This window comes from Pseudodesulfovibrio sp. JC047 (genome assembly GCF_010468615.1).
Classification (GTDB): Bacteria; Desulfobacterota; Desulfovibrionia; order Desulfovibrionales; family Desulfovibrionaceae; genus Pseudodesulfovibrio.
The window spans coordinates 142,985-160,376 of the sequence record NZ_WUEH01000008.1; the positions used below are offsets into that span (position 1 = coordinate 142,985).

Genomic DNA, 17,392 nt, shown 5'->3' on the forward strand with positions numbered 1-17,392 from the left:
CCTAGCCCATATGAGCAATTTCCCATTCACCAGGTTGGACCTCAGGCGGTGCAGCCTCCATGGAATCCAATGTTTTGGCCGTAGCAATCTTTTGTTCATAGAGCTGATATTGTGTCACGGCATCCTTGCTCTTGCCGATTTCCGGGCCGATGGCCGAAGCGAACCGCGCGACAAATGCCCCGACAAAAACCGGACTCCACAAGGTGGTATCCTCGACCCGGCAAATGGCCTTGACCACAATCGGTCCTTGCTCGTCACAAAAGATCGATCGACCGACCCGTTTCCATTCTCCCGGCGCGTCCATTTTGAGACCATCCGGTCCGTATACACAGACGACCCGCAAGACATCATTGGTCAACCCATGTTCACAGGCAGATGAAACCAAAGGGACCGCATCCCTTTTCTCACACGCCTTGTACAGCGTGCAAAAATTCCATGGATACATGGACAACACTTCATCCCTGATGGTCTCCCAATGAAGCGCACACGCTTCCGCCACGGTCGTTCCGCTGGCTATGGACGTGATCCGCTCGCTTGTCTTGAGCGCGGAAAGAGCCAAATTGCAAAGAGTGGTCTTGTCAGCCATTATTCTTCTCCAAAAGGCGGGGACACACTGTCCCCGCCGGTTTGTCCGGGCTAGGTTCCATTTGTCACCGTCGCCATGGAGCCATTCACGGTCACCACGACAACATCCACGGTGGGCGTGCCATTATCCACAACCGTAATGATGTCCCCGGTCGTCAAATTATTGTTTGAAATCGCGTCATTGAAATAACCGTTTTCGGCCACAGTCTCGATCGTGTCAGCCGAATGGTACGTAAACATCTGCTTGCCCGGATACCCGGATTGCAGACTCATGTTGTCCTGATTAAAGGGCATGGGTCAGCCCCTCCTTTCCGCCGTCTCGGGCGGCCTCATCGATTGCGGATTCCGCGTCCTCGGTCTGCTCATCGCCGCGCAAGCCGCGCAACTTTTCAAGAACAGGCACGGACACCCCTTCCTTTTCCTTTGCCCCAAAATGCTCGATCAACACGGACAGCACGGCGTCATCCGAGCCATGGACCACGCATTCTTCCGAGGGACCAGGCCGGGACTCAAGCAGGACAAGACGCCGCTCAACGGCATCCATCGCCTTGAAGAGTTTGTTGATATCCGCCGTGAATTCTGCCTTCATCGATTTGAACTCATTGGTCAGTTCTGCTGCGTTCATGGATACCTCACAGATTATACGATGACAGAATCATCATTGCATTGAATCTCGATCACACCTTCAGGATCAATAAGACAGGCCCCGGCAGACAGCATGGAATCAGCCAGATGCTCGGCCTTGTCCGGTACCCAGTCCAGGAACCCCTTGACCTCTTCCGCTTCGGCCAAACCGAGCGCGGTCTGATGGTAGGCAAAGCACTTGCGAGTCGAGTCGTCCAGAGGCAGCCCTGTATGAAACATCCAGGTGATCCCCAACCAGGTACGAGACTCAGTGCCTTTGAGCCACGGATACTTGTCACCCGCATAATCGGAATTCTTGAACTCCTCGATGTTGAGCAATTCATTCCACTGATGCGGCCCAAGCACGGCAAATCTGTTGCCATCATCAGGAACATCGTTGACATTGAGTGCCTGAAAAACCGACAGGGCCACGCCCTTTTCAAACCCTTTCGAGCCATTGCCAATGATGTTGGTGGCCAAGTCCATCTTGCCGATGAGCAATTCATCAATCTTGCGACCAAGGGCGTAACCACCGGCGTCCAACGCAGTCTGACTGATTGACAGATCGTCCACTTTTTTCTGGTCGAGTCGGCCAATGTATTCGGCGGCGTACCAGTCTTCCAGTGTGCAGGTCACAGAGCTGTGTCCCAGATTCATGAGCGGCACGTTTCCATGACGGGATTTCTTTCCGGCCTGCCCCCGTCCGACTTTGCGGAAATGCAGTTTTTGACCGGATACACCGGTCTTGCGCCGTACCGTCTTGCGCAATTTTGATCCTTTCTGCTGGTACGCCACATGCGCACCGGCTTCCCATTTTTCGACAAAGGCATTGGTAATGCTCACGGACATACTGTCCCTCCTGTGATTGTGTTCAACAAAACGCCTCGGATCAATCCGGGTGTCCCGTTCGCTGAAACCATGGAGGGTATCCTTTCGGGCCTCCGGTCCCGTCGGGGCCGGGCGGCAGGATAACGCCCCTGCCGCATGGCGATGACCTTATTCCCCGGCAAGAAGCCGGAAGCCGTCATTGACTTTTTTGACAAATGCCTCATCCCGTTGATCGGATTCAGCATATTTAGGATCTTTCATCATATTGGTCAGCTCCGCCTTGCTCAGCGGCATGTCTCCACCGCCACGACCACCGACCGGTCCCTTTCCACCCTCGATGTGCAAGGCATCAGCAATATTGTTCAGGCTCTTGATGATGTGCGGATTGATTCCCGCTCCACTTTCCTGAATGAGCTTCACCGCGTCATCAGTAAACACCGCGTCCAACACCCGCTCGCCTCGATCGATATGCCAGTCGAGAGTGTCCACGCCATATTCTTTTTTCAAAGCGGCTTCGGACGCCTGAAACGCTTCATCATAGGCTGCCTTTCTGGCTTCCATGTTGGCGGTTCGTGTCTCGTCCACCAGATCGAGAACAGCCTGCATCCCCTGCGGAGGCGCACCTGTCTCAAACATGATTTCAGCCATTTTCGGAATGAGGGAATCCTCACCAAAATCGTGCATGTTCAACCCGGAATTATAGTCCTCCAAGGACTCCGGCATTCCCGCCAGCTCACGCAATTGAGACTTGAATGCGGCCTTGTCCTCATCAGATGCATCCTCGCCAAGAGGGACCAGCCCATGGGCCTGTTTCCCAAGCTGTTTCTGAGCATGAACAAGGGCCTTGATTGCTTCATTCGGATTCTCATATTTTTGAAGCGAGGGATGCTCACGAATGGGAATCACTGTCTCGGTGCCGTCTTCGTTGGTATTGGCAATGGTCCACCCATCGCCTTCGGGAAGGGTTGCGGTCCAATGACTTTCTTCCTGACCGGTGTCCTGAACCTGGGCGGTCTCTTCACTCATCACACATCTCCTGTTCGAGTTCTTCGGGGTCAATCCCCATTTTTCTGGTTATATCGAGAAACACAGACCTTCGGCCTTCGTTGAAAGCCGTGGCATCAGGGCATCCGGCAACGTAGCTTCGAGAATTCATGCAACACGTTTTATACAAATCCCTGAGCACCTCCTGCCCCATTGGTGATTTGAAAACGCCCCGATAATGCACCTGAATATCCGTATGATTCAAAAAGCCTTTGAAAACTCTGAACCATCTCAAATTGATCTTAGGCATTGCCTGCCACCCCCTGCATTCCCGCCATCTTCTGTGCCATGTCAGCACCCATGGTCGCCTTTTGCATGGCCGCTTGTTCTTCGGCTTGCGCAGCCCGACTCTCCCGGGCCTCTTGCCGCGCCTTTTCCGCCACCATCAATTCCGCTGGCGGATTGAAACGTTTTTCATAAATTCGCATGGCTGCATCATTATCCAGATTGTCCAACACGGACTGATCCCCGGTCCGCTCCACGATCAAGGCCGCTCGATCATACATCTGGTCAGTGGCTTCCACGTCCGCACCGTATCGCATGGCCCGGACAAGCGGCCCGGTCAGTACGACCTTGAGCGAATCCTCACCCATGGACTCCGGAGCCGGACGAATCAACCCCTTGCTCATGCAGATATCAAAAGCATTGAGCAACATGGGGGTCGGTATCCGATTGAAGAACCGGGAGAAAAACGGTTCCATGTTCGTGGCCTTCTCCAGCTTGCGCATCTGACGTTCCCCCAGGGTTACGCCAGATCGGATTTCCTCCATTTCAAAAGCCGCCCGACAAAAATGCATGTCAATGATCGCCTGCTTGCGAGCCATGAGATCAACACCAATACCCGGATCACCAACCGGCATGGCCTGAACCGGCGGTTTGTCTCCGCTCGTGAAATCGGCAAACGTCACGGACGACGCACCATTGCGAATGGGACCGGTTACGGCGTCATTCTGAGCCATCACCGGCGGGTCAATCCGTTTTTCCCCACCGCGCATGACAGTACGATCCATGGAATTGAGCTGCAAAATTTCGGTAATAGCCTTTTGTGCCGGACCACTGGCCGGTTTCACAGTCCCGAACGCAAGAAACGGAAACCGGGAGAATCCGGCCTCGAACACCGTTTCCTTCTTGGATATCTCGGCATAGACTTCGGCAAAGGGCATGTTGAGCGCACCCGGGACCTTGGGATTCCGCTTGGTACGAGGAAAGACGGCATGAAGAAATTCCACATCCGTATCCAGTTCCTTGTCCTTGATATGCTCGGCCACCACGGCACCGGCCTTGCCCTGAAACTCCCTGTCCCATTCTCTGGCCGTCTTGGTCACCTTGGCGATGGCCGTGTCCGCATTGCCATCACTGTCCGCAAAAAAGACATATTCAAACGGCGGTCGTGTATCGAAAAAAAGCGTCTGCTTCCGGCCTTCCTTCATGAAGACGGTGCAGCGATTGGCATACCCGGCATCCAGCAATCCCTCGTGAATTTCTTCAGCCATGTTGGACCCGATAAGCGCGGACAGCACCACCTGATCCACATGTTGCAACCACGCCCGGTGCTCCCGGACCTTGGCCGATTCTTCATTTTCGGTGGTAAAGTTGAACCACAACATATCGCGGGGCATGGTGGTTCCCTGCGTCCCCGACGCCCAGGTATCCATGTCGGTCTCGGCATAACTGGTGATCTTCCTGAGATTCTTCTTTTGCGCCCGAGACTTCGGCCCGGTATTGACATTCGCCTTGCGCGGCTTGCAAAATAACGCCGCTTCCTGCGCGTCGATCTTGTCCTGAATCACCCGCTTGCAGCCGGACTCATACTGCCGGAGCAGATCGTCAAACCGTGTGTCACTCAATGGCATCCCCTACCCCCACAACTTTTGCATGAGCACAGGCGCACGATAATCCACCCCATCCGCACCGGTCTTGTTCAAAAGACTCTTGCCTCGCCTCGGCTTCCTCGATTCTTTCGGCTGATTTGGAGCCATTCCCCTTTTGATATATTTCGTTGTCTGCGTTTTGGCATCCCACACCAAGTCCGCCGTCATCTCATTCAAATCACCATTCTTCATCAACCCCACGTTCCCCTTGCCGCCTCTCAAACCTGTCATTTGCTGATTACTAGGATTGGAAGCAGAGGGCGTTTTGTTGGATGTACCAAAAAAGGAATGGTAATCAGCCAAAGTGTCATATGCGGTAAGCACATTAGCAAACCCTATAGGATTCAAGGAAAAAAGACCGCGAACGCCATTCAGCACATCCATCCCCATACCGATCCTATCAGGTGCCAACTTACCATTTTCATATTGGAAATTACCCTCACTAAGATTTTCTGCGGCAATCTCAGCACGATTTTGGGTGGCTCCCTTTGGCACCCCAGAACGATACAGATCAACAGCCCTTCGCATTGGAACAACTCTTTTCCGATCAAGCATAGCGTCATACGCCCGTTGTCCAATATGACGATCGGCAACAAATGAAGAATTCATCCTGCTCAAAGGATTTGTTCCAGGCTCTCGTTTAAAATGGCCAAATGGGGACATCATTCTCTCAGTTTCTGTAATATCCTTCCCCAACTTCACACCTTCATTGTACATCTCCCGACTCATGATATTTCGAGAAGCATAGTCTGCATTCACATAGTCTCGTGCGTTAACCACCTGCCCATCAGCAATCTCATCTTCCATGCCGGCAAGAGTGATCGAAGTGTGCTGGCGCGGAGCCATACCCGGCCCAACCGGGGCATGTTTCATCAAGACCCCCGGCTTCTCCACTGAAGCAACCACCACCTCTCCTGCCTGCGGTCCACCAAGTGAGGATGATTTCCCATTGAATCCGGGGCTATTGCTGACATTGGTGCCTTGGCTCATGGCTGCCTTGTTCTCGGCCCGCCGCTGATCGGCAGTGCTTCCCACGCCATGCCCGAAAGTGTACCCGCCGAAACTGGATATTGCGCCCTTTCCCTTGCCCTTGCCCTTGCTCGTGCTACTTGAACCGCACATATCAACGTCCTCCCAACAAGGTCCGAGTCATGACGGACGGCGCACTCGTATCACCCAATGCAAAGGTATCCTGCAACGAATCCTTGCCCTGTTTGTTCAAAAGCCGCCGTCGTTGATCCTTGGCCTGTTGAGCCGTTGCCGCTGTTGATCGATCGGGAGCCGCCGAAACTTTTGGGGCCTTGACTTCACTCCCGGTCATGCTCATGGCCGTGGATGCCACACCAGCCAATGCCGCCCCTCCCGACACCAACATTTCAAACGGACTCATGTCCGTCGGAAAAAAATCACTTGCTCCACCACACATGTTCTCACGCCTCCAGCCGTTGAAAACCAAACATCCGAACCTGAAATCCCATGAACCCAACCATCTTGATGAAATTGACATCCCCCGGATCATCCGAGGCCACAATGACAACCGCCGCGCCTTTCTCGGCACAATATCGCCGAATGGCCGGAGCATCCTTTTTCTTCAATTCCCGCCACGCACTCAGACCGGGATCAAGTATCCGCCAGTACATCCACGCCTCTTCATTGTCCGGTCCCCGAAAGGCTAATCCAACCACGGCATACACTTCACCGCCGGGAGTCAGAAATTCCAACCACTCATACTCTTCGTGTGCGTACTCGAACCCGCATAATTGTTTCGGCTGCTCTGCAACACGCTGAATCATGCTACTCCTCCACGCACTTGGTTTGCGTGTTGTTGCCGGTCCGCCGTTCCTTGAATCCCACCGCAAAATATCGAAAAGCGTCCACGGCATGACTGGTCCAATCATGAACAGGCCGAGGACTGAAAGCCCCCATCTGCTCGTTGAACGCCCGCCGATAATGCGTCAGGGAATCAATCCCGACCGCGCACCGGGTTTCGTCAAACCAACATCTTGGCAAAATGGAACGAATGCCATTGATGCCGTCCTGAATCGGAATATTGGGTGCGATGTCGAACCGGATGCCGAGTGACCGGGCCACTTCCAGCCGCGACTTGCCCGTGCCGAGTTCTCGAACTCGAATATCGTGCGGGGCAATGTGTGTGCCGTACTTATACGGCTTGTCATCCAGCACCTTGACATAATGATCCAGCCCTTCACCGCTGGCCTCATAGTAATCGACAACAGCAAATGAACCGCCCGGCTTGGCCTGTACGAACCAAATGGCCGTGGAATCGGACATGCCAAGATCCCACGCAGTATGTACCGGAATGATCGGGTCATACGGCACATTCGTTATCCGTCCATCCCTGTGAGCATCTGCCATCAGTTGACCGAAGTACGCACCCTTGATGGCCGCAGTGAAGGAACATTCAAATTCCTGCTCATACTCGTCAGGGTCCATTTCCCGTTTAACCGCCGCCAATTCCTTCGGATCAATGATCCCGGTTTCCGATGCCCGAAGCATGATGGCGCACCAATCCGGGTCACGCTTGGCATGGTCCCAGACCTCATACAGTGCGTTCTTGCCCTGCGGTGTCCCGATGAACAAGGCCCAGCCCTTGCGGTCGGACAAAGCCGGACGAATGACCTCGGTCCACACCCGGTGCGGCATCTGCGCCACTTCGTCAAACACCACGCCATCCAAATAAATACCACGCAACGAATCCGGATCATTGCCGCCATACAGCGAGACGCGCCCGCCGTTCGGATAATCGATGCGCAAATCCCCTTCATTGAACTCGACCCCCGGAACCGGCGCGGCATATTGCTTGGCATAATCCCAGGCAACGGCCTTGGCTTGCTTCCGAAGCGGAGCGATGTAGGCAAATCGAGGAGCAGGCAACGAACAGCGCATGGCACCATCATTCAGAAGATTGACCGCATTCACGGTCTTTCCGAAACGCCGATGACAGATCAACACGGAAAACCGCTTGAGCTGGTCGTTGACCTCTCTCTGAAGAGGACGAGGCCGAAACCCCGTATCAATCACGTTCGCCTGGTCCACGTTCAACTCCGGTTGAAATCTGCATAATGACCGGACCACCATTCGCGCCGGTCATCTCGATATTCTGCCTGCTTTTCCACCGCTCGGGGTCCCGGTTGGTCATCCAGACCTCACCAGCCCGAACATCCGGCGGAATAAATTTCTTCGTCTTCTTTTCCTTCACCACTCGGGCAAAGGACTGCTCCCCTATCTCGGTCACGCCAATCAGCGTCTCGGTCACCGTCTCGGTGTAGCGGATGCCAACGGCCCGCTTGAAAAATGCAGCTTCAACCTTGTGGAGTTTCTTCCCGTCCTCAACCGCGTCCTTGAATTCGGGAAACCTGCCGAGCCAATTCCGAATCGTCTTCTCGTCAACGTCGAACAACTCCGCGAGCTGCCGCTGACTGAACCCGCCCCGCTTGCAGGCCACCAAAGCCTGACGCGGGTGCTTCTCGCTGTCGTATTCCGTCGGTCTGCCGCCCTTGTCCGTCACACTCATCGTCTTGCGTAATAGAGAACCGCCGCGATCACCCCCAACACTAGGCAATTGACCAGTACACGCAGCGTGGTTTTTTTCACGGTGTCAAAACTCTCACACAATTCGTCAATGAATTCGTGGTGACGGATGTGAGTTGGCCCATCAATGATGTTTGCAGCCTTCAACTCTTCACGCACGGCCTCGCGCACGGCTTGCTTGATGTCCTCAGTCACTTGTTCCTCCAGACATCGACCCCTTTCTCGACGCTTCGCCCGACAACGTATCCACCGACACCAATCTTCATCAGTTGCCACAACTCAGGCGGTAATGAGAGGGTCGGAGCTGCTGGCCAGAAAAGCGATAGGTAGGGATAAATCAAATAATTATTCGCCACGATAGCGACAATCACCAGCATGAGAATGGGCCGCCATGACCGTTGAAGCCAGTTCCCGGACATTTCAGTGACAAGCACTTGAATCTGTCCGGCCAACTCGCCCATGATGAGCTGAAGCTTGCCACGTTCCTTCTCCCCGGCATCTGGCCATATCTTGTCTATGATCGTGCTGCCGATGTTCAAAACGCTGTCAATCCCGAAAGCCATCATCACTCCTTTTTTGCCTCCCTGACTCACCGGCCCCGCTCAAGGAAAGAAACAAGCGGAACCGGGAGTACAAGGAGAATGACGCTGTGCACAAAAAGCATACCCCATGAAAAAGCCCAAAACCGAGAATGAACGATTTTGGACTACCTAGAGGGTACTTTTGACCCAAGATTACCTATTGACAGCTTTTTCAGACCGCTTCGTTTCCCTTGTTTGAAGGGGAAACAAGGTATTGATATTGAGCACGGATTTCCCCCCATTTTGCAGGAAGGAACTGGTCAGCCTTCCAGACAGACCATATTTTCAGATCATCTGGCCGAGCATACCACGGTCCATTGGAGCATTCCTGATAAGCAGGAAGTCCCTCTTCTTTGACGAGAGCAGGAACATCTTTCGATTTTTTACCCACAACCCGCGCAATCTTTTCCCGCCCCTTAATCAAATATTCTTCACTCACACCCTCACCCTCCCCGGCTCCGGCAGCGTGCCGAACTGCCCGGTATTGACCTGCTTGGCCTTGCGCTGCGGCTCGATCCGAAATGACAGATACCGCTCGCAGGCATCCACGGACCGCCAGCCCCCAGCCGAAGCCGTGACCCGCAAAGCGTCTTCCTTGCCCATGGCCAGAACAGCCTCATAGGTGTTGTTCGCAAAGGTCTTGCGCATGGAGTGCGTCCCAATCTTGCCGTCCATGCCCAGGCCCCGCGCCGTGCTGCGAATGATCTGCCACGCCCGTACCCGGCTGATGGCCTTGTTCCGCCCCTGCCTGGACCGGAAAAGCATGGTCCCATCCGAGTAAAGCCCATCCAGGCGCAACGCCTTGACCTGCGCACCAATGGCCGCCTTGTCGTCTTCGCCAAGCTCCACCTGCCGCACATGCCCGGTCTTGGGTTCGGTGATGATAATCCAATCCAGCACCTCACCGTCCTGAAACACGTCCCGCACCCGCAGGCCCAACATCTCGGAAACCCGGAACCCGCAGGACACGCCGAGCACGAACAGACAGATATCCCGGAATCGCTCCTGCCTACAAAATGTCTCGGCTATCGAAATCACCTCAGCCCCGCTCAATGGGCGGCAACCCTGCATTGGATTGGTCTGTAACATGCTGTTTCCTGTGTCATTTTTTACAATGTCCTCGGTGCGGATAAACCTCGCACCCTCTTTTCAGGCTCCAAACGGATTTTTTCAGACGCCCGAACCACTCCCGAAACCATGCCCCACCTGCCTCAAAGAGGCACAGGCATTCCCTCGGGCTTCAAATTGGGTCAGATTGTGAAACCAATCCATCTTGAAGGCTCGCTTCCCTCCGCTCAAAAGCAATGTTTGCCATGGTTTTAAAAAAAGTTTCAGACGAAGCGGATTCCACATCAGCAACAACATAAACCTTGCCGTTAGATAAAATTTCCTTGACCACTCTGAGCCGTTGCCCATCTTGCACTTTAGTATAAATTCGCATAGCTATGCCGCCTCCTTGAGTCGCTCTGCTTCCAGAATTTTCACATCAAACCCGGTCAAACCGGAACACATGGCCAGAAACCGACGAAACGTATTGCCCGAATTCAACACAGCCCTGTCACCGTGCAATATGCCCTCATGGGCACCGAGCAGGATACACCCACGCGTGTCCCCAACAACATTCCCGGCATGAAACAGGATGTGCGACCGCCCGGGAACATTGTTGACTTCAAACGTCCGGCCAAACCGAGGGGAGTCCACAATCCCGCATTCGTACTCACCAGCCGGGATACAGGAAATATTGACGGCATTGCCCTTGTCCATCGGTTCCAGAGTCGAGGCAAACGGCATTCCGTCAACCAGCATCACACCAAACGTCCCGTCCTGGTCCTCGTCGTATCGAATAATCGTGACCTTCATGCCATTTCTCCACTGCAATTCGTTGTTTTTCGCGATAACCGCGACTCATTGTGCGCCTGCCGATTGGCCTCACGCATCCGCGCCATGGGGTCCATGCCCGGATTGATCCGCATCAGCTCCCGCAACTTCAGACACACCGGCCCTTCCTCGCCAGACCGCTGAGGCATGGCCGCATCAGCCGGACCGCACTGCGTTTCCTTCCACTGAAAATGCAAGGCCTTGAGCTTCTTCGCCCAATTCCGTGGCGGCGCATCCATGTCCCGCACCTGCGCCAAGATGTAATCCCATGCTTCAAACGGGATGTACTGGCACTGCTCCCACACGTCTTCCTTGAACGTTTTCTTGGGCGTCTCCCGGCCAAAAGCACGCCACATGAGTGTCCATACCCGCGAAAATTCGTTCCACTTTTGCATGATTATTTCTGATTCAGTCATGCGTCATCTCCTGAGTTCCGGCGGCAGTTCGTCATCGCCGCCATTGATGCCGTCAATTTCATCCTCCCACCGCCCCTGATTAAGCCAGGTGCCGGGATTCGGAAAATAGTGCTGCCCGTCATTACCCCGAAAATGATCTGCTTCAAGCTGTGCTTTCAGCGCGTCGATAATCGTCAGCGCGTCCACGCCCTTGATCTTTTTCCAGCACTTGAACGCATACGCCTTGGCAACTTTTTTCGGGTATTCGATCCAAAACGCTTCAAAGGCCTTCGTGTACCCACTCCCCCCCTGGGGGGATTTAGGGGGGTTCTTCTTCTTAGCCTTCTTATTATTCTTATCATTCTTGTTCTGTTGCCCGGTGGTTGCCCGGCGGTTGCCCGGCGGTTGCCCGGCGGTTGTCTTATTGGTTGCCCGTCCTGCTTCATCATCGGACTGATAAAGTCCCCAATTCAAGACAGTTATGAGAGAAAAACGGTTGCCCACATTCTCTACGGAAATGAACTGGTCAGGCTTGTTGGTCAAGACCTTCAACATCCGGTGCAATTTTTGTCGACTCACCCCAAGGCTGACGCACCAATCCGTCATGACAACGGCAAATGATCCGCTCGGAATAACCTCACCCCGAAACGGCAATGGCTTGTGATTCACCTTGACCAATATGGAATGGATAAGCCCACGGTACTCAAGTCCCCTGCTCCATGAAATGGAGTCTGTGACCTTGCGCCACGCCTTGTAATATCCCCGATGCACCGGCGTTACCCACGAACCTTTTTTCGAAACGTCCGGAGAAATTCCGCCCACACCCCGCGCCGTTTTTTGCGATCCACAACCCGCCCGACCACATCATCCGCAGAGCAGACCGGCCCACCGCATTTGAACCGCACCCGACCGCTGCCGAATTCGGTGTATTCCGCCTGATACCGGACACCGAAAGCCAATGCCTGCTGAACCACATGTTCAAGATGCGCATGAATCAACGCCGGCGGCTTGTTTTCGATGGCGGCCTGTACCACATCGGACACGGCCCGAGACAGGGCTTGAGACGCAAGACTGGCACTCATATCAACGAGATCAGGGACATCACGCGCCAAGCGAATTGGCACCCCCTGTCCAGCCAGATGCGTCACGAGAATACGCGCCGCGTCCACTGCCGCGTCACGTGCCGCCGGGCTCCCCTCGTCCACCAGCTTGTCGCAAACCATCATCACATGCTTGAGCGGTCCGTGCTGCGCTTCTTCCACGCCCGGCACCCTGGCCCACCGATACGCCTGCCCTTTGGACTTTTTCCCGCAAACATCTCCCACAAGGTTGGCACCAAGTAGGTCGTTTGCATCCCTCTGCCACTCGTGCGGATGCACGGGAATGGTTTTTTTGCACATGTCATTCCCCTCACTCATTTTCGAGATTGTGTTGTACAATTCTCCGTAGCCCGGTCAGGCTGGATAAGATGTAAAGCAAGTTTCCGAGTGACCGGAGGCAAAACACCACGCTCGCGGATACGACGATATGATCGAGCTGTCCTGTATCCCAACTTACCAGCCACACGAGAATGGTTACCAAACTTCAACAAAAGCCGTTCAAAAATTTCCGTATCAGTCATGTCGCTAGATTAGGTCTTTTTGACCTGATTGGTCAAGGTCAGTTACGCCATGGACAAAAAAACAAAAAAACATTCAATTATTCATATGGTAAAAGATCAATATGAAGTAGCCACAAAACTCGGGAACTTGCTCGTTGAACGCATTGCGCGAAAACAAGAGCAACTCGGATTGTCAGATCAAAAATTAGGGGATTTGGCTTTTACGTATGTGACTGACCGTCAAAAAAAGGTAAACAACCTGAAACATGGCAAAAGGCAATTAACCATGGCTGACTATTATCTGCTTTGCCAAGCCGTTGGCCTGCAACCAGACAGAGTACTCAGTCTTGTTTTGGATGATCTTGAAGACGCAAAAATCCAGACGGATATTTCAAAGGAATCTGTAGCCTGACACTTATTCGCGGGGGGCGATCGGGTCCCCGCCAAACCGCAACCACCTATGATCCGGCTCGGCACACATGGCTCAAGCCGATTTTTTTTGACCAATAAAATCGCTCTAACGATAAAAACACCACAAAGCTTATAGCCTTGCAATAAAACATGCCAAAAATAGAATTCGAAAGATATTTTATCAACGCCAGTATCAAATTGGCAATCGAGCAAGGCATGAATCACACACAATTTGCCAAACATATTTATGGTGACAGCGCGACCTCGGCCACGCGGTGGAGAATGATGCGTAATGGAGACAAAGGAATATATCCAAAGGTTTCACTCTCTTTTGCAAGGGACATTGCAAAAGCCTTGAACACAGACTTACCAAGCCTCATCTTTCGCGTTGACCAACAATACCAATTGAATACACGACAAGATGAAAAGGACATTCTGTCTGCCCCCATCACTCCATAGGAAACAAAAAAATGCCGTCACTCGGACAAACAAAACGCCCCACTCTTGCCATTACTCTACTCCTCTGCATCCTCTCTGCCTGCACTCCAAAGCACCCAACAAACCTACAGGAATGGGATACCCTTGTTCGCAAAACAGTCAAGGCCTGTATGAATGGCGATCAAAAAGCCTGTCGCCAGATCAAGGAGATTAGAAGACAATACGAAAAGGATTACCCTTGCCCATATACAAGACCCCCTAAGAATAGGGAGAAGATATTCATCGAGGCAGCACTTTCCTGCTTCAACGGCAACATCCCGGACAATTATGGCACGCTGATTCATGAGGCAGAAAAAAACAATTTCGGATTTTGCGATAAACAACGATCAAGCTTTGCCACGACACTGAGATTTGCAAAAGGATCCGGACTTTACCTCGTCAAAAAATACGGAAAAAGTGCCCAGGAATACCAAAAAGCATTTGCTGAAATTGGCCCAGACAACAATATAGACAAAAACATTGGAATACCCTTTCTGGCATTCTATCCTGCCGCCTTAATCAAGGCTGGCGATATTCAATCCGCAAACAATATCCTAAAAACCCCCATATTCACCCCGATTCAACAACTTGATGAACCTTTAATTCAGTCTCTTTTTGAAAGAGCTGAAGATATCTTTCCCAGCATAGAGGCTGAGCAATACAGCATACCTGTCCTGATCGGAACGCTTCTTGTTGTTGAAACAAATGAAAACGGCAATCAATTAGTCAAACTTACCATGATAGACGCCCTCAAAACCCTCGCCCCCTTCACACCGGTTCCGAAATTTATCTTGAAAGACAAGTAGTCTCTCCCATTCCCTTCAATCCGAATTGACCGAGCTTTATGCCTAGGTCTTTTTTTCCTAATTTTATATTGACGATTAGGTTAAAAAGACCTAATCTGTTTTTCAACAGGTCAACGAAAGCCACCTGCGCGGCCTCGGCCCGCGAACGGCCTTCACCCATCCGGCCTCGGCTGGAGCGCACGCATAGCGGCGTCATGGAAAGGGTTAAAACACCCAATGAAGAATGGCCCAGTAAACAGGCCAGATCGTGGCAAGAAATACATCCACTCCTGCGCAAAACAGCCAGGAAAGGAAGTTGCTGGTTTCATGCCAGTCCACCACAACGAGGTAAAAAAATGTGATCGCATAGCCGATTGCATAAATAACAGCACCAGGATTCATGGTGTACCTCAATTTGTTCTTTGACATAACGAGTTTAATCTAAAAACTCGTCAAGCGGATTTGGTTCAAAATATTCGGGGAAAATAGATAGCTGCCTGAACTGAGAGATCAAAGGGAAAAAACGTTCCACGAACTATTCCTTCGGGCTCCCGTCAGCATTGCAATACATGGTAAATTCGAAAGAATCTCCAAGGGCTTTGGCCCGCATGAAGGCTTCACACGCTTCCTTGGGTTTATCATTGTTCATCAAAACGATTCCTTGGGCAGTCGCAACACGGGAATCGTCAGGGAAAGATTTTATTCCTGAAGCACAATTCTCTTCAGCTCCCCAAAGCCAGAGAGAACTGGAAGAAGCTTTGATTTTATCAGCATCTTCGATACACAAGGCAGCCCTCTTCCATTCTGGTGACGCAAGTTTTTCCGCCCGCAAAGCATCTTCCTTATCCTTTTGAATACGCTTTTCGTTAGGACTCCCGTCAGCGTTGCAATATTCAAGGAAAGCTGAACTGTTGCCCATCGCCATGGCCAAAGCAAAATCCTTGCATGCAACATTTTTGAGACCATACACCCAACGCATTTTTCCCATTGTAATTACAATGTCGGAATTTCCCGGGTCTGATTTAAGTGCCACATAACAATTTCCAAGACACGTCTCTACATTATGCTTTGTGGGTTCAAACATGCCACTTTCGAGAAAGATTAAATCATCAAAACAAAGATCAATTTTATCTTCCCGACTCGCACACCCCACGCACAAGCACAGCATGAGCAGCAACAACACTATTTTTCGCATCGGTGAAGTCCTTTTTGCACGGTTGAAAAAACAACCGTTACGCCTTCGCTGATATTTATTCAACATCCTGCACCCACCCCCGGAAATGCAGGATGTGTCCAACGGCCCGGGGCGTCCATCCCTGTTCGTCCCGGGCCAAAAGGAGAGTGAAATCATGGCAACGTGCAAACATAAACCGTGCGCCGTCCTCCCCAAGTTCAAGGGGAAAAGCGGCACACAAAAGACCTCTTTCTATCCCGCAGAATTGTGGGAAGAAGACCACGGAGGCAAACCGGGATTGTACCGGGTGATGATCGGCGAGAAATGGCACACCCGGCCCGGAGAATCCGTCAGTTTTTTCACCGTGCAAGGGATTGGTCGGCTTATCCTCCACCACCTGTCCAAGGGATTGGACGTCGAGCAAAAGCAGCCCGGCGTCCTCCCCGACATCCCGGTCCGCACCCCTGTGAGCTATTGGCCACACGACGAAACGCAGCCAACGGCCAGCTACACCAAGACAGCTCCCTTCCGTGATTCTCATGGAGAATGGCGAGTCTGGATATATTACAAGGATAATCCGATTCTTCTGGCTGACCTCAACTATCGCGAAGACACACGCATGGAGACACACGATGACGAAAAATGAAGTCCTCAGAAAGCAAGGCAAGACAGCTCTTGAAAACGCCATCCGTAAAGAGGCTCTGCGCCACACGGTCCACTATGGACTCAGCGCGGACGACATCAACGATGCGGCCTGCACAGTCGCCCGGGAAACCGAGGCGTACTCCGAAGCGGCAGAAGAAAAGGACTAGCCACACATTTCGGGGATGGTCCCCGAACCAACGGGCCGGGGCCGCACCGTGCGGCAGGGCGAATATTGTGAGCCTGTTAGGCCCGGCCCGTCACAAATTTCTAGGAGTTTTGCGACATGACCAAAGAAGAACTGATCCAAATGATCGAAGAAATACCGGACTGCTACGAAATCAATTTTGGGGGCGAGTTCACCATCAAAATTGATCGGAAACAAGGCGAAGCCGTTGCCGGTTTTAGATCGGCAAAAAAAGAATCGTTTGTTGCGATGTCTGGTGGACCGGCCCCGTGTCAGGAAATGGACGCCTGTCCGTTCTACAACCCCGCATAGTTTGAGAGGAGAGTGGGCAATGTCAAAACCAAAGACACAGCAGCTCATAGATTGGCTCAAGGCCAACCAGGACAAAATGACAGATAAAAAATCCACTGAGATTGTGGATTGTCTTGAAGGGCAAGTCGTTGCCCTCAATACACTGATGGATGCCTTTGAATATGAGCATTCAGCAAGAAAAGAATACAGTTCAAGGCTTGGCGAACTCGAAGCGGAAGCAAGGCGGCTTCGCAAAGTTCTTTCGACAATTTACGGGGAAGACCAGCACCCCAACTACGACGACCCTACATCGCCGATTATCGGATCTCTGGGCAAGATGGCGTGGAAGGCTCTCAATCGCACGCAAAATGGAGGGTAGTACCACAATGTCTATCAAAACATGGATGGCAAAAGGCTCTGTGGCTCTCAATATGATGAATGGGAATCAGACTCAGCATCGTATTCCA

Annotated in this window: 30 protein-coding genes; 7 read left to right on the forward strand and 23 right to left on the reverse strand. The window is 52.4% G+C overall.

Annotated features, from left to right (window positions below):
* Window position 1: 1 nt before the first annotated feature.
* The 21 genes from GO013_RS07280 to GO013_RS07380 all read right to left on the reverse strand — a co-directional run bounded on the left by GO013_RS07280 (window position 2) and on the right by GO013_RS07380 (window position 12,758).
* Window positions 2–586, reverse strand: coding sequence for a hypothetical protein (locus GO013_RS07280; protein ID WP_163809662.1), 585 nt, complete (start codon window positions 584–586; stop codon window positions 2–4).
* A gap of 50 nt (window positions 587–636) precedes the next feature.
* On the reverse strand, window positions 637–879 hold the full coding sequence (locus tag GO013_RS07285; protein WP_163809664.1) for a hypothetical protein: 243 nt from the start codon (window positions 877–879) through the stop codon (window positions 637–639).
* Window positions 869–1,210 carry a hypothetical protein gene (locus GO013_RS07290; protein ID WP_163809666.1) on the reverse strand — a complete coding sequence of 114 codons (342 nt, stop codon included), beginning with the start codon at window positions 1,208–1,210 and terminating at the stop codon, window positions 869–871. Before GO013_RS07290 ends, GO013_RS07285 begins: the two co-directional genes overlap by 11 nt.
* A gap of 14 nt (window positions 1,211–1,224) precedes the next feature.
* Window positions 1,225–2,058 carry a phage capsid protein gene (locus GO013_RS07295; protein ID WP_163809668.1) on the reverse strand — a complete coding sequence of 278 codons (834 nt, stop codon included), beginning with the start codon at window positions 2,056–2,058 and terminating at the stop codon, window positions 1,225–1,227.
* 147 nt (window positions 2,059–2,205) lie between these two features.
* The gene (locus GO013_RS07300; protein WP_163809670.1) at window positions 2,206–3,063 is read right to left on the reverse strand and encodes a hypothetical protein; all 858 of its coding nucleotides are present in this window, start codon (window positions 3,061–3,063) and stop codon (window positions 2,206–2,208) included.
* On the reverse strand, window positions 3,056–3,331 hold the full coding sequence (locus GO013_RS07305) for a hypothetical protein (RefSeq protein WP_163809672.1): 276 nt from the start codon (window positions 3,329–3,331) through the stop codon (window positions 3,056–3,058). The genes GO013_RS07300 and GO013_RS07305 overlap by 8 nt, the downstream gene beginning before the upstream one ends.
* Window positions 3,324–4,928, reverse strand: a complete 1,605-nt coding sequence (locus GO013_RS07310) for a portal protein (protein WP_163809674.1) — start codon at window positions 4,926–4,928, stop codon at window positions 3,324–3,326. Before GO013_RS07310 ends, GO013_RS07305 begins: the two co-directional genes overlap by 8 nt.
* 9 nt (window positions 4,929–4,937) lie before the next feature.
* Window positions 4,938–6,074, reverse strand: a complete 1,137-nt coding sequence (locus GO013_RS07315) for a hypothetical protein (protein WP_163809676.1) — start codon at window positions 6,072–6,074, stop codon at window positions 4,938–4,940.
* Between the two features lies 1 nt (window position 6,075).
* Complete coding sequence (locus GO013_RS07320) at window positions 6,076–6,378, reverse strand: hypothetical protein (protein WP_163809678.1); 303 nt, start codon at window positions 6,376–6,378, stop codon at window positions 6,076–6,078.
* A 4-nt stretch (window positions 6,379–6,382) separates the two neighbouring features.
* Complete coding sequence (locus GO013_RS07325) at window positions 6,383–6,745, reverse strand: hypothetical protein (RefSeq protein WP_163809680.1); 363 nt, start codon at window positions 6,743–6,745, stop codon at window positions 6,383–6,385.
* 1 nt (window position 6,746) lies between these two features.
* Window positions 6,747–8,009 carry a terminase family protein gene (locus GO013_RS07330; RefSeq protein ID WP_343219544.1) on the reverse strand — a complete coding sequence of 421 codons (1,263 nt, stop codon included), beginning with the start codon at window positions 8,007–8,009 and terminating at the stop codon, window positions 6,747–6,749.
* Window positions 7,987–8,481, reverse strand: coding sequence for a hypothetical protein (locus GO013_RS07335; protein WP_163809683.1), 495 nt, complete (start codon window positions 8,479–8,481; stop codon window positions 7,987–7,989). The genes GO013_RS07330 and GO013_RS07335 overlap by 23 nt, the downstream gene beginning before the upstream one ends.
* Before the next feature lie 2 nt (window positions 8,482–8,483).
* On the reverse strand, window positions 8,484–8,699 hold the full coding sequence (locus tag GO013_RS07340) for a hypothetical protein (RefSeq protein ID WP_163809685.1): 216 nt from the start codon (window positions 8,697–8,699) through the stop codon (window positions 8,484–8,486).
* Window positions 8,696–9,067, reverse strand: a complete 372-nt coding sequence (locus GO013_RS07345) for a 3TM-type holin (RefSeq protein WP_163809687.1) — start codon at window positions 9,065–9,067, stop codon at window positions 8,696–8,698. The genes GO013_RS07340 and GO013_RS07345 overlap by 4 nt, the downstream gene beginning before the upstream one ends.
* A 190-nt stretch (window positions 9,068–9,257) precedes the next feature.
* Window positions 9,258–9,524 carry a hypothetical protein gene (locus GO013_RS07350; RefSeq protein ID WP_163809689.1) on the reverse strand — a complete coding sequence of 89 codons (267 nt, stop codon included), beginning with the start codon at window positions 9,522–9,524 and terminating at the stop codon, window positions 9,258–9,260.
* Window positions 9,521–10,174 carry a tyrosine-type recombinase/integrase gene (locus tag GO013_RS07355; RefSeq protein WP_163809690.1) on the reverse strand — a complete coding sequence of 218 codons (654 nt, stop codon included), beginning with the start codon at window positions 10,172–10,174 and terminating at the stop codon, window positions 9,521–9,523. Before GO013_RS07355 ends, GO013_RS07350 begins: the two co-directional genes overlap by 4 nt.
* Window positions 10,175–10,325: 151 nt before the next feature.
* On the reverse strand, window positions 10,326–10,526 hold the full coding sequence (locus tag GO013_RS07360; RefSeq protein WP_163809692.1) for a hypothetical protein: 201 nt from the start codon (window positions 10,524–10,526) through the stop codon (window positions 10,326–10,328).
* Window positions 10,527–10,528: 2 nt separating this feature from the next.
* On the reverse strand, window positions 10,529–10,945 hold the full coding sequence (locus tag GO013_RS07365; RefSeq protein ID WP_163809694.1) for a DUF5675 family protein: 417 nt from the start codon (window positions 10,943–10,945) through the stop codon (window positions 10,529–10,531).
* Complete coding sequence (locus tag GO013_RS07370; protein ID WP_163809696.1) at window positions 10,942–11,379, reverse strand: hypothetical protein; 438 nt, start codon at window positions 11,377–11,379, stop codon at window positions 10,942–10,944. Before GO013_RS07370 ends, GO013_RS07365 begins: the two co-directional genes overlap by 4 nt.
* Before the next feature lie 3 nt (window positions 11,380–11,382).
* Window positions 11,383–12,180: a hypothetical protein gene (locus GO013_RS07375; RefSeq protein ID WP_163809698.1), complete on the reverse strand. Its 798-nt coding sequence runs from the start codon at window positions 12,178–12,180 to the stop codon at window positions 11,383–11,385.
* Complete coding sequence (locus GO013_RS07380; protein WP_163809700.1) at window positions 12,135–12,758, reverse strand: hypothetical protein; 624 nt, start codon at window positions 12,756–12,758, stop codon at window positions 12,135–12,137. The genes GO013_RS07375 and GO013_RS07380 overlap by 46 nt, the downstream gene beginning before the upstream one ends.
* Before the next feature lie 270 nt (window positions 12,759–13,028).
* On the opposite strand from GO013_RS07380, the gene GO013_RS07385 reads away from it, so the two are divergent.
* From GO013_RS07385 to GO013_RS07395, 3 genes are all read left to right on the forward strand, one after another.
* Window positions 13,029–13,370 (forward strand): hypothetical protein, encoded by a 342-nt coding sequence (locus tag GO013_RS07385; RefSeq protein WP_163809702.1) that lies wholly within the window; start codon window positions 13,029–13,031, stop codon window positions 13,368–13,370.
* A gap of 149 nt (window positions 13,371–13,519) precedes the next feature.
* Window positions 13,520–13,828 (forward strand): hypothetical protein, encoded by a 309-nt coding sequence (locus GO013_RS07390; RefSeq protein WP_163809704.1) that lies wholly within the window; start codon window positions 13,520–13,522, stop codon window positions 13,826–13,828.
* 11 nt (window positions 13,829–13,839) lie between these two features.
* On the forward strand, window positions 13,840–14,652 hold the full coding sequence (locus tag GO013_RS07395; protein WP_163809706.1) for a hypothetical protein: 813 nt from the start codon (window positions 13,840–13,842) through the stop codon (window positions 14,650–14,652).
* Window positions 14,653–14,856: 204 nt separating this feature from the next.
* Here GO013_RS07395 and GO013_RS07400 read toward each other — a convergent pair whose 3' ends face one another.
* Both GO013_RS07400 and GO013_RS07405 read right to left on the reverse strand, forming a co-directional pair.
* Complete coding sequence (locus GO013_RS07400; RefSeq protein ID WP_163809708.1) at window positions 14,857–15,033, reverse strand: hypothetical protein; 177 nt, start codon at window positions 15,031–15,033, stop codon at window positions 14,857–14,859.
* 133 nt (window positions 15,034–15,166) lie between these two features.
* Window positions 15,167–15,826, reverse strand: a complete 660-nt coding sequence (locus GO013_RS07405; RefSeq protein ID WP_163809710.1) for a hypothetical protein — start codon at window positions 15,824–15,826, stop codon at window positions 15,167–15,169.
* Window positions 15,827–15,980: 154 nt separating this feature from the next.
* Here GO013_RS07405 and GO013_RS07410 point away from each other — a divergent pair, with 154 nt between their 5' ends.
* From GO013_RS07410 to GO013_RS07425, 4 genes are all read left to right on the forward strand, one after another.
* A complete protein-coding gene (locus GO013_RS07410; protein ID WP_163809712.1) occupies window positions 15,981–16,451 on the forward strand; it encodes a hypothetical protein in 471 nt (156 codons plus the stop codon).
* Window positions 16,438–16,617, forward strand: a complete 180-nt coding sequence (locus tag GO013_RS07415; RefSeq protein ID WP_163809714.1) for a hypothetical protein — start codon at window positions 16,438–16,440, stop codon at window positions 16,615–16,617. The genes GO013_RS07410 and GO013_RS07415 overlap by 14 nt, the downstream gene beginning before the upstream one ends.
* A gap of 116 nt (window positions 16,618–16,733) precedes the next feature.
* On the forward strand, window positions 16,734–16,946 hold the full coding sequence (locus GO013_RS07420; RefSeq protein WP_163809716.1) for a hypothetical protein: 213 nt from the start codon (window positions 16,734–16,736) through the stop codon (window positions 16,944–16,946).
* A 19-nt stretch (window positions 16,947–16,965) separates the two neighbouring features.
* Window positions 16,966–17,304 (forward strand): hypothetical protein, encoded by a 339-nt coding sequence (locus tag GO013_RS07425; RefSeq protein WP_163809718.1) that lies wholly within the window; start codon window positions 16,966–16,968, stop codon window positions 17,302–17,304.
* Window positions 17,305–17,392 lie beyond the last annotated feature (88 nt).